General features: G+C 65.0%; 10 protein-coding genes and 2 pseudogenes. 8 read left to right on the forward strand and 4 right to left on the reverse strand.

Translation table 11 applies throughout. The features are described from left to right. The 8 genes from C7450_RS29255 to dhaL all read left to right on the forward strand — a co-directional run bounded on the left by C7450_RS29255 (position 1) and on the right by dhaL (position 8,456). Positions 1 to 1,737: an IlvD/Edd family dehydratase gene (locus tag C7450_RS29255; RefSeq protein WP_110378018.1), complete on the forward strand. Its 1,737-nt coding sequence runs from the start codon at positions 1 to 3 to the stop codon at positions 1,735 to 1,737. Positions 1,738 to 1,748: 11 nt separating this feature from the next. Beyond that, positions 1,749 to 2,684: an acetaldehyde dehydrogenase (acetylating) gene (locus C7450_RS29260; RefSeq protein WP_110378019.1), complete on the forward strand. Its 936-nt coding sequence runs from the start codon at positions 1,749 to 1,751 to the stop codon at positions 2,682 to 2,684. A 2-nt stretch (positions 2,685 to 2,686) separates the two neighbouring features. Beyond that, on the forward strand, positions 2,687 to 3,700 hold the full coding sequence (gene dmpG, locus C7450_RS29265) for a 4-hydroxy-2-oxovalerate aldolase (RefSeq protein ID WP_110378020.1): 1,014 nt from the start codon (positions 2,687 to 2,689) through the stop codon (positions 3,698 to 3,700). Between the two features lie 90 nt (positions 3,701 to 3,790). Further along, complete coding sequence (locus C7450_RS29270) at positions 3,791 to 4,348, forward strand: VOC family protein (RefSeq protein WP_110378021.1); 558 nt, start codon at positions 3,791 to 3,793, stop codon at positions 4,346 to 4,348. Then, the gene (locus C7450_RS29275; RefSeq protein ID WP_245450207.1) at positions 4,345 to 5,109 is read left to right on the forward strand and encodes an SDR family NAD(P)-dependent oxidoreductase; all 765 of its coding nucleotides are present in this window, start codon (positions 4,345 to 4,347) and stop codon (positions 5,107 to 5,109) included. Before C7450_RS29270 ends, C7450_RS29275 begins: the two co-directional genes overlap by 4 nt. Beyond that, positions 5,106 to 5,972 carry an SDR family NAD(P)-dependent oxidoreductase gene (locus C7450_RS29280; RefSeq protein WP_245450209.1) on the forward strand — a complete coding sequence of 289 codons (867 nt, stop codon included), beginning with the start codon at positions 5,106 to 5,108 and terminating at the stop codon, positions 5,970 to 5,972. The genes C7450_RS29275 and C7450_RS29280 overlap by 4 nt, the downstream gene beginning before the upstream one ends. Then, the gene (locus C7450_RS29285; RefSeq protein WP_110378022.1) at positions 5,969 to 6,733 is read left to right on the forward strand and encodes an SDR family oxidoreductase; all 765 of its coding nucleotides are present in this window, start codon (positions 5,969 to 5,971) and stop codon (positions 6,731 to 6,733) included. The genes C7450_RS29280 and C7450_RS29285 overlap by 4 nt, the downstream gene beginning before the upstream one ends. Positions 6,734 to 6,749: 16 nt before the next feature. Further along, positions 6,750 to 8,456, forward strand: a complete 1,707-nt coding sequence (gene dhaL, locus C7450_RS29290) for a dihydroxyacetone kinase subunit DhaL (protein ID WP_110378046.1) — start codon at positions 6,750 to 6,752, stop codon at positions 8,454 to 8,456. Between the two features lie 498 nt (positions 8,457 to 8,954). Here dhaL and C7450_RS29295 read toward each other — a convergent pair whose 3' ends face one another. From C7450_RS29295 to C7450_RS29315, 4 genes and pseudogenes are all read right to left on the reverse strand, one after another. Continuing rightward, the gene (locus C7450_RS29295; protein WP_110378023.1) at positions 8,955 to 9,248 is read right to left on the reverse strand and encodes an addiction module antidote protein; all 294 of its coding nucleotides are present in this window, start codon (positions 9,246 to 9,248) and stop codon (positions 8,955 to 8,957) included. Beyond that, positions 9,241 to 9,414: pseudogene (locus tag C7450_RS34800) on the reverse strand (type II toxin-antitoxin system RelE/ParE family toxin); the annotation flags it as partial. The gene C7450_RS29295 and the pseudogene C7450_RS34800, both read right to left, overlap by 8 nt. Before the next feature lie 455 nt (positions 9,415 to 9,869). Then, a complete protein-coding gene (locus C7450_RS29305) occupies positions 9,870 to 10,583 on the reverse strand; it encodes a carboxymuconolactone decarboxylase family protein (RefSeq protein ID WP_110378024.1) in 714 nt (237 codons plus the stop codon). Positions 10,584 to 10,932: 349 nt separating this feature from the next. Further along, positions 10,933 to 11,043: pseudogene (locus C7450_RS29315) on the reverse strand (electron transfer flavoprotein subunit alpha/FixB family protein); the annotation flags it as partial.

Consider the following 11,043-nt stretch of genomic DNA (forward strand, 5'->3'; position numbering starts at 1 on the left):
ATGAGCGAACAAGACGATCATCGCCCTGGGGGCTTTCGTTCCGCCGCCTGGTTCGGCCCTGACGACCGCAACGGCTTCATGCATCGGTCGTGGATGAAGAACCAGGGAACGCCGGACCACATGTTCGATGGCAGACCGGTCATCGGGATCTGCAATACCTGGTCGGAGCTGACGCCGTGCAACGGCCATTTCCGCCACATCGCCGAACATGTGAAGCGGGGCGTGCTCGAGGCGGGGGGCTTTCCGGTCGAGTTTCCGGTGATGTCGCTGGGCGAGACACTGCTGCGGCCGACCGCCATGCTCTTCCGCAACCTCGCCAGCATGGAGGTCGAGGAAACGATCCGCGCCAATCCGATCGACGGCGTGGTGCTGCTCTGCGGCTGCGACAAGACAACGCCCGCGCTGGTCATGGGCGCGGCGAGCTGCGACCTGCCGACCATCGTCGTCTCCGGCGGGCCGATGCTCAACGGGAAGTATCGCGGGTCCGATATCGGCTCGGGAACGAATCTGTTCTCGATGAGCGAAGATGCGCGCGCGGGGCGGATGACGCGGCGCGAATTCATGGAGGCGGAATCCTGCATGTCGCGCTCGCCCGGCCATTGCATGACGATGGGCACGGCGTCGACCATGGCCAGCATGGTGGAAGCGCTGGGCCTGACGCTGCCCCAGAACGCCGCGATACCGGCGGTCGATTCGCGGCGGCTCGTGCTCGCGCAGGATTCCGGCCGGCGCATCGTCGAAATGGTCCGCGAGGATCTGCGCCTGTCGAAGATCCTCGATCGCCGCTCGTTCGAAAACGCCATCCGCGTCAACGCGGCGATCGGTGGCTCGACGAATGCGGTGATCCATCTGCTGGCCATGGCGGGCCGGTGCGAGATCGCGCTGACGCTGGACGACTTCGACAGGATCGGGCGCGAGGTTCCGCTTCTGGTCGATCTGATGCCGTCCGGGCGTTTCCTGATGGAGGACTTCTACTATGCCGGAGGCCTGCCGGTCGTGCTGCGCAGGCTCGGCGGCCTGCTGCACGGTGATGCGCGGACCGTCAGTGGCAAGGCGCTCGCCGAAACCTTCGCGGAAGCGCCGTGCTGGAACGACGAGGTGATCCGGCCACTCGAACGGCCGGTCCGCGAGAAGGCCGGTATCGCCGTGCTCCGCGGCAATCTCGCTCCGAACGGCGCGATCATCAAGCCGTCGGCTGCAAGCCCCGCGCTGCTTGTGCATCGGGGACGCGCGATCGTGTTCGAAGGACTATCGGACTTCAGGGCGAGGATCGACGATCCTGCGCTCGATGTCGATGAGAGCTCTGTGCTCGTGATGCGCGGCGTCGGCCTAAAGGGGCATCCCGGCATGCCGGAGGTCGGCAATATGCCGTTGCCGCGCAAACTCCTCGAGCGCGGCGTCAGGGACATGGTGCGCCTGTCGGACGCACGCATGAGCGGTACCGCCTATGGCACCGTGATCCTGCATGTCGCTCCCGAGGCGGCGGCGGGCGGACCGCTGGCGCTCGTGGAAACGGGAGACATGATCGCGATCGACGTGCCGAACGGCCGCCTTCATCTCGACGTGTCGGATGCGACGCTCGCCGCACGCCGGCAGCGGCGTGATGCTCCATCCGCTGCACCCGCGACGGGCTACGAGCGGCTTTATCTCCAGCACATCATGCAGCCGGACACGGGCGCGGACTTCGACTTCCTGGTCGGGCGGCGCGGCCCCGCCGTCGCAGACAACGCACATTAGAGGGATCGTCCATGAGTAGAACAAAGGTCGCCATCATCGGCTCGGGCAATATCGGCACCGACCTGATGATCAAGGTCATGCGACACAGCAAGGTCCTGGAAATGGGGGCACTGATCGGCGTCGATCCGGCCTCGGACGGACTTGCTCGCGCAAGGCGGCTCGGCGTCGCCACCAGCGCCGAAGGAATCGAGGGATTGCGCCGGCTGCCGGATTACGGGGCGATCGAGATCGTCTTCGACGCGACCTCCGCCAGTGCCCACCAGCGCCATGCGGAAATCCTCGCCAGGGACGGCAAGCAGGCGATCGACCTTACGCCGGCAGCGGTCGGCCCGCATGTCGTTCCGCCGGTTAATCTCGATGAGCATCTCGGCAGCGGGAACATCAACATGGTGACCTGCGGCGGGCAAGCCACCATCCCTATCGTCGCGGCCGTGAGCAGCGTCGCGCCCGTTCCCTACGCGGAGATCGTGGCTTCGGTCTCATCCAAATCCGCCGGGCCCGGCACCCGCGCCAATATCGACGAGTTCACCGAGACGACTTCCGAGGCGATCCGGACAGTGGGCGGAGCGGCCCGGGGCAAGGCGATCATCGTCCTCAACCCCGCCGACCCGCCGATCATCATGCGCGATACCGTCTATTGCCTGGCGGAGACGGACGATCGCGAGGCGATCCGGCGGTCGATCCTCGAGATGGTCCGACGGGTGCAGGAATATGTACCCGGCTACCGGCTGAAGCAGGAGATCCAGTTCGAGGACATCCCGCATAATAACCCGATCCGCGTGCCGGGGACCACGGAGCTCAAGAGCGGCACCAAGGTAACCGTCTTCCTCGAGGTAGAGGGCGCGGCCCATTACCTGCCTGCCTATGCGGGCAATCTGGACATCATGACGGCTGCGGCCATGAGGGCCGCGGAACGGCTTGTCGAGCTTCGCGGCCAGGGAGCCTGACGATGACACCGCTTTATATCCAGGACGTCACGTTGCGCGACGGCATGCATGCCATCCGTCACCAATATGATCTCGACCAGGTTGTGACCATCGCCAGCGCGCTCGATGCGGCGAAGGTCGACGCGATCGAAATTGCCCATGGCGACGGGCTGGCGGGCTCGAGCTTCAATTACGGCTTCGGCCGGCAATCCGATATCGAATGGATCGAGGCCGTCGCATCGGCGCTTTCCCACGCAAAGCTGACGACCCTGCTGGTTCCGGGCATAGGCACGCTGCACGACCTGAAGGAGGCGGCCCGCAGCGGCGTCCGATCCGTTCGCATCGCGACCCATTGCACCGAAGCGGATGTCAGCCGCCAGCATATCGAGGCGGCCCGGACCATGGGGCTCGACGTCTCCGGTTTTCTGATGATGGCCCATTCGCAGCCTGCCGCGGTGCTGGCCGGGCAGGCCAGGCTGATGGAAGCCTACGGCGCCCATTGCGTCTATGTCACCGATTCGGGCGGCGCTCTGACGATGGATGGTACCCGTGAGCGGGTGCGGGCGCTGCGGCAGGCGCTGCAGCCGGAAACCCAGGTCGGCATCCACGCTCATCACAACCTCTCGCTCGGCGTCGCCAACTCCATCGTCGCGGTCGAGGAGGGCGCCCATCGTGTCGACGGCTCGCTGGCCGGCATGGGGGCAGGGGCAGGCAACGCGCCGCTCGAAGTCTTCATCGCGGTGGCCGCGCGGCTGGGACTTCCGCATGGCTGCGATCTCTACGCCCTCATGGACGCTGCCGAGGATATCGTGCGCCCCATGCAGGATCGGCCCGTGCGCGTCGATCGCGAAACGCTGTCCCTCGGCTATGCCGGCGTCTATTCGAGCTTCCTCCGCCATGCAGAGACGGCAAGCCGGGCCTACGACATCGATACGCGCAGCCTCCTCGTGGAGCTCGGCCGTCGCGGGATGGTTGGCGGACAGGAAGACATGATTGTCGATGTCGCGCTGGACCTGAAGAAGGCCACAGCGCGATAGGCAGGCGCCGCCAGCTGCGGGGCCAATCCGCGCGCAGAAAGTTTAGTAAACAGTAGACTTTGATAGTCTTGTTCGGGAGGAACAGCGGGCATGAGTCACTTTCTGGGGCCGACACGGCAGATCGGCTACGTCGTCAAGGACATCGACAAGGCGATCGACTACTGGCTGAACGTCATGGGCTGCGGGCCGATTTTCCACATCCGCTCCATGTTCATCCGCAATTTTCACTATCGTGGCGAGCCGAGCGACCCCGAGCTCAGCATCGCGCTGTGCATGAACGGCGATCTTCAGATCGAGCTGATCCAGCAGAACAACGATGCGAAATCCGCCTTCCGGACGTTCCTGGACGATGGCCATGAGGGCGCGCAGCATCTCGCCTACTGGACCACGAAGTTCGACGAGGATCTGGCACTTTGCGAAAGCCGCGGCCTGCAGATCGAGCAATATGGCCAGTCCGGCCAGCATGGCGCCGCCAATGAGCGGCTCGTCTATTTCTCCGCGCAAAGCCATCCCGGAACGATGATCGAACTCTCGGAGATATCGGGCGCCAAGGGGGTGTTCTTCCGCGAGATCGCGGAAGCGTCGCGCAACTGGGATGGCCGCGACCCCATCCGATATGTCAGCGGGCCATCGAGGAGCGGCGCATGACCGGTATGTCGGGAAGAACGGCGATCGTCACGGGGGGAGCATCCGGCATCGGCCTCGCCACCGCGGCGGAGCTGTTGCGGCAGGGATGGCGCGTCGCCGTTTTCGGTCGCGATACGGGTGAGTTCGCGGAGGCCAGGGCGTGGCTGGACGCGTTCGGCCCGACGGAGTTTCATGCTGTGGACGTCGTCGACGAGGCCGCTGTCGCTGCAGCGGTGGCGGACGTCGCCCGCAATTCGGCGCCGCTGACCGGCTTGGTGAATTCCGCTGGAATCGGCCACAATCTGAAGCTCCTCGATACCAGCCTGGAGCTCTTCCGCACGACGCTTGACGTCAATCTGACCGGGAGCTTCCTGGTCTCGCGGGAGGCGGTCCGCCACATGAAGCGGGGGGCGATCGTGAACGTCTCCTCCGTCTCAGGCGTGCGCGGCAGTTCGGGCCGGGCCGCCTATGCGGCGTCCAAGGGCGGCGTCGTGGCCATGACGAAAGCCCTAGCCGTCGAGCTCGCCGCACGGGGAATCCGCGTGAACGCGGTCGCTCCCGGCCCTGTCGAAACGCCGTTGGTGACGCGGGTCCATACGCCCGAGACACGGCGGGCGCTGACGCAGGCCGTGCCGCAGCACCGGTATGGCCGGCCGGGCGAGCTCGCCTCGGTCATCGCCTTTCTGCTCGACGACGAGTTGGCGAGCTACGTCACGGGGCAACTGGTCGCCGTGGATGGCGGGCTGACTGCCAGCGCCGGATGGTCCGCGGAGGCCGCATGATGAGAGATACTGCGGAAAAGGGCCGTCTCGCCGGCCGGGTGGCGCTCGTGGTGGGGGCGGGCTCGGTGGGGCCCGGATGGGGCAACGGCAAGGCCACGGCGGTTGCGTTCGCACGCGAAGGCGCGCGCGTGCTCGCCGCCGATCGCAACCTGTCGGCCGCGATAGAGACGCGCGACATCATCCGGGGCGAGGGCGGCCTGTGCGAAGCCGTCGAAGCGGATGTCACCGATGCCGGGTCGATGGCCGCAATGGCGGCCGCTTGCGTCGAGGCCTTCGGCAGCATCGACATCCTGCACAACAATGTCGGGCTCGCGCAGGTCGGCGGCGTCACCGATACGGACCCTGCCGACTGGGACCGCATCCTGAAGGTCAATATCACGGGGATGTTTCTCTCTTGCCGCGCGGTCGTGCCTCACATGGAGCGTCAGATCGAGACGGGCGGCTCCCCCTGCGCGATCGTGAATGTCGGCGCCATTGCAGGGCGTCGCTGGACGGGCGTTCCGATGTTGGCCTACGCTGTCTCGAAGGCGGGCGTCGAGGCGTTGACCCGTTCGATCGCCCTGCAATATGCGCGCGCCGGCATCCGTTGCAATTGTATCCTGCCGGGGCTGATGGACACTCCGCACGTCGTCGAGCCGCTCAAGAATCTCTACGGCGAGAACAGCCTGGAGCGCCTGCGGCAGGTCCGCAACAACCAGGCTCCCATGGGCTTCATGGGGACGGCATGGGATGTCGCGGCCGCAGCGGTCTATCTCGCTTCCGACGACGCGCGCTACGTCAACGGCCATGCACTCGCGGTCGATGGCGGCCAGTCGGCTCAGACCTGGTCCCCGCTCTACGCGTCGCCCGGAGAACCGCAATGACCGCACAGACGCCGTCCCAAGCAAAAATCGCCGTCGTGACAGGTGCTGGCTCGGGAATCGGGCGCTTGAGCGCCCTGGCCCTGCTCGATGCCGGTTGGGCCGTCACGCTGGTCGGCAGGCGGCGGTCCGCGCTCGAGGAGTCATTGTCCTTGAGCAAGGAAAGCGCAGGCTCGATCTGCGCTGCCGACATCACGGACGAGGCTACTGTCGATACGCTGTTCGAGCAGGTGTTCGAGGCGCATGGCCGGCTCGACCTGCTCTTCAACAATGCCGGCATATTTTCCGGCTCCGTGCCCTTCGAGCAGACGGACGCCAGCGAATGGCGACGGATGATCGACGTCAACCTTACGGGCGCCTTTCTCTGCGCCCGGAGCGCGTTCCACCTGATGAAGCGGCAAGCGCCCTCTGGCGGCCGCATCATCAACAACGGCTCCGTCTCGGCGCATGTGCCGCGCCCGCGCGCTGCGGCCTATACCGCCTCGAAGCACGCCATCACCGGTCTTACCAAGGCGATCGCGCTTGAAGGTCGTCCCTTCAACATCGCTTGCGGGCAGATCGACATCGGCAACGCCGCCACGGACATGACGGCGGGGGTCGCTGCCGGAATGCTGCAGGCGGATGGAGGCGTGCGTGCCGAGCCCGTGATGGATGCGAGCGAGGCCGTGCGCGCCATCCTCCACATGGCGAGCATGCCGCTCGGAGCTAACATTCCATTCATGACCGTCATGGCGACGACGATGCCGCTCTATGGCCGCGGCTGATCGAGAGGGAAGACCCGTGAAGAAACTCGTCAACGATGTTCTGAACGTCGTTCCCGAATCCCTGGAAGGCTTTGCGCGGCTTCACCCCACGCTGGCGATCCTCGACGGCCACACCACCGTCGTGCGAGCCGACGTCGCGGCATTCCGGGCAAGCGGCAAGGTCGCGATACTCAGCGGCGGCGGCGCCGGCCACGAGCCGGCTCATGCCGGCTACGTCGGGCAGGGAATGCTGACCGCCGCCGTCTCCGGCGATGTCTTCGCATCGCCCAGCACGGATGCCGTTCATGCCGCGCTGAAAGCCGTCGGCACGCCGGCCGGCGTGTTGATGATCGTCAAGAACTATACCGGGGACAGGATCAATTTCGGGCTGGCTGCCGAGATGGCCCGGGCCGAAGGAATTCCGGTCGAGACCGTCGTGGTCGATGACGACGCCGCGCTCGGGAGCGCCGAGATGACGGCGGGGCGACGTGGCATCGCCGGCACCGTGCTCGTTCACAAGATCGCGGGCGCTGCGGCAGAAGCGGGGATGCCTCTGCCCGAGGTCGCCGAGAAGGCGCGTCAGGCGGTCTCCCGGCTGTCGAGCATGGGTGTGGCGCTGACGCCTTGCGTCGTGCCGGCAGCGGGATCGGCCAATTTCGAGATCGGTCCGGACGAGATCGAATTCGGCCTCGGAATTCACGGCGAGGCAGGCGTGTCGCGACAAGTGATTGCGTCATCACGGGTGATTGTGGGATCTCTGATCGAGAAGATCGTCGCGGACAAGGGCCTCGTCAGCGGCGACCGTGTCGTTCTGCTTGTCAACAATCTCGGCAGCACCCCGACGATGGAGCTCAATATCGTCGCTCGCGATACGCTGGAGAGCCTGGCGGATCGCGGCATCGCGATCGATCGTGCCTATTGCGGCACCTTCCTGACGGCCATCGAGATGGCTGGAATCTCGCTCAGTGTCCTGAAGTCCGACGCCGCGACGCTCGCTGCCCTGGATGCGGGGACGGTGGCTCCGGGTTGGCTCGCGAATGGAAGCACCATAGCGCCGCCGGCGAGGTCTGCGGCGCGGATCGCCATCCCGCCAACATCCACAAAGACGGCTGAGGAGGACGGAACGGGGTCGGCCCCGCCGGCATTCCTGGATGCGATCCGGGCCGCTTGCGAGGCGTTGATCGCTGCCGAGGACGCGCTGACGGCGATGGACCAGAAGGTTGGTGACGGCGATATCGGCCGGTCTCTGGCGCAAGGTGCGGAACAGATCCTGAAATCGATGGAGGGTTTCGCAAAGCGATCTCCCAAGGCTGTCCTGATGGCGATTTCGGAGATTGTAAGGCGGTCCGTGGGTGGCACGTCCGGCCCTCTCTATGCAGCCTTTGCGCTTGGCGCGGCCAACGCGCTGACAGACGATTTCTGCGCTTCGGAGCAACTTTCGGCGGCGTTCGAGAATGGGGTCAGATCCGTGTCAGCTCTGGGAGGCGCCCAGGAAGGGGATAGGACGATGGTCGACGCGCTTGTTCCTGCCGTCCGCGCCATTCGCGCCGCAAGCTCCGCCCCTGCGGGGCTGTTGGCCGCAGCCGTTGCAGCACGTCGTGGGGCAGCCGCCACGGCCCATATGGCGCCTCGCCGCGGCCGCTCCAGCTATCTGGGCGCAAGAGTCCTCGGCCATGTCGATCCAGGCGCCGAGGCCGTCGCCATCTGGCTCGCCGCAGTTGCAGGACAGACATCGGCCGAGTGATGTCGCGAACGAGGCACCACCGGCGGTGTGTTCGACCACGATCGCTAAAGCATGCGATGGGTAGGGTGGTTTCATCGGAGCACGCGACTAGCCGATGAATATTGAAGCGCTGATTGCCGAAGCCAATGCCTCCAGCGGCAGCGCAAAGGAGATGTTTGCCGGGGATTTTGCGTTAGGGGAGGGGGCGCGACCCGAAAGCCGTATTCTTCGGGCAACTCCCACATACTATGCTTGAACATAAACGAGCCAGCAGCATTGGTTCTGCCCTGAGGACTAGAAAGTGGCTATCGTCTACCCTGAACAGCTGGATAAGTGATCGGCGCGGAGCGCGCAGTGAAGAAAACACCCCGCGAAGCTCCATCAGGCTGACTGAGATATCTCCATTCGCTCTGCCATCCTTCTTTGCCTTCGAGTGACCACGCTTGGATAAGGGTAGTCAAATGTTAGCGCCCGCGACGAACTGCCAATGGCACTTTCCGTCTTGAAAGCCCAGCTAACCTACCGTGCTGCGTGAGCCTTGGCGGTCATGTCGAAGCCAAGCGCACGCATCACTGCGAGTGTCGTTTTGAGTGTGGGGTTTCCGCGCTCGCTGAATGAGCGGTAGAGCTGCTCACGTGACAGGCCCGTCTTCCGCGCTATTTCGGACATCCCCTTGGCGCGGGCAACAACACCAAGCGCCTTGGCGATATAGGTCGCATCGCCAGTTTCCAAAGCATCCGCCATAAACGCGGCAATTTCCTCGTCGTCCACGAGTGCAGCGGCCGGATCGTAAGTCGTCAGTTTTTCAGTCATCTTGCGGGCTCCACGTCTTGGCGAGCGTTTTGGCAGTGGCGATATCACGGGCTTGAGATCTTTTGTCCCCGCCGGTCAGCAACACAATCAGGAGGTTGCCGCGCTTCTGGAAATAGATCCGGTATCCCGGTCCCTAGCGAATCCTCAGCTCGCTTATGCCTTCACCGGGGCCTTCGCCGCTTTCATGCGCCACAACGTGTCGAAGTTTTCCGCCGACTACGACCTCATCGAGAGCTCCCGGCCGGCCGATTATTCGACCCTGCCCATGCCCGTTCCTCACGGGCAGTGAGGCGGCTTGCCAGAAGAAGGAGCGACGCCGATGCCGGTCGGCACCCTCGTGGCAGCGCCCTCCGACGGCGACCGGGCTGCGCTCCGCCTCTGGGCGCTGGAGGAGGCCGTACCGTCCCTCCTCGCCCGGCAACCGGACATCCGCCGCGCCACGGGTGGATGGGGTCGGCGAACTGCATTTCCCGACACGCGAGGCCATGCACGAGCCCTGATTCTGCTCCAAGGCCGGGCGCCAGGAGATCGTCCAGGACATCGGCCATTTCCTGCATGACGGCACGTGCCTCTACCGCAGCGAATACGTTCCGCGCTAGGGTTGGGCAACGCCCCTGCGCGCTATCCGTGCGGCGCGGCGACCGGCACCCGCTCCTTCGGATCCGGCGGGGTGATCGTGCCGGCGGCGATGGCCTCCAGGAACTCGACGAGATCCGCCCGGGGAATGTCGGGGATGCCGAAGGCCTGCTGCAGGCGGATGGTCTTTAGGAGATGCCCGCTGAAGGCGGCGATTTCGACGGCGGCACGCTGGCTTGTGCGAGATTCCAGCGCCGTGTAAAGTTCGCGGGTCATCGTGCCGCGGATGACCGCGCGGATGAAATCGGCCCGCAGTTTCTCGTCGGCCGTCAATTGGGCTTCGTCGCCCTGCACCAGCGCCAGGATGGCCGCCGGCCTGACCCCGACCGCTGCGGCATCGAGCGCATGCACATAGAGAACCCAGTTCATTCCGAGGTCCTGGCAGACCACCATGTCGCACCATTCGCGATCGGCATGCGCCATACCGCCGGCGAATTCACCGCGCGTGCGGTAGACGACGCCGAGGTCGCTCATGCCGGCGGCGACCAGCGGGCTGTTGAGAAGGGCGGCGAAATAGGGCTGAAGCGTATCGCCGGGCATGCCCTGACGCACGCTCCGATGCGGAAACTTCTTCACGAACTCCGGGTAGTTATAGGCCCGCTGCCTGTCGATGACCTTCTGGTAGGCCGTCTTCTCATCATCGCGCACTGCATCCTTGGGCGGTGCCGCAGGCGTGTAGGTCGCAGGTGTTTCGGTCATTGTGTCCCTCCCGGATATCCGCTGGCGGCCTTTCGATCGCGATAGGCACGAGGATGGCACCGGCCCCGCGCCAACGGGCAGCCGTCCGCATATCGCATCGCCGCAATGTCACATTGGGCGTGTGGCGATGAACTACCAAAAGATAGGCCGCGCCGACGATGCGGCGCTGACGGCCGACATCATCGAGTGGGCAACGCGTTATGGACTGCGGGAGAGATCGTCTCCCGAGCCGCGCCTAAGCGCCTGCGCGCAGCTCCGGCCCTTTTTTTGAGTTCGACATCAACCCGTTTGCCAGATCCTGGTAGAACGGCCTCATGATCGTCATTGCTGACGCCGCTGGTGATATCTTCTACTTACCTGCTTCTCCAAGCTCTTCGGTGAGTTCTGGCACGATAGTGAAGAGATCGCCGACGAGGCCGTAGTCCGCCACCTGGAAGATGGGCGCTTCCTCGTCCTTGTT

The organism is Chelatococcus asaccharovorans (assembly GCF_003201475.1).
GTDB lineage: Bacteria > Pseudomonadota > Alphaproteobacteria > Rhizobiales > Beijerinckiaceae > Chelatococcus > Chelatococcus asaccharovorans.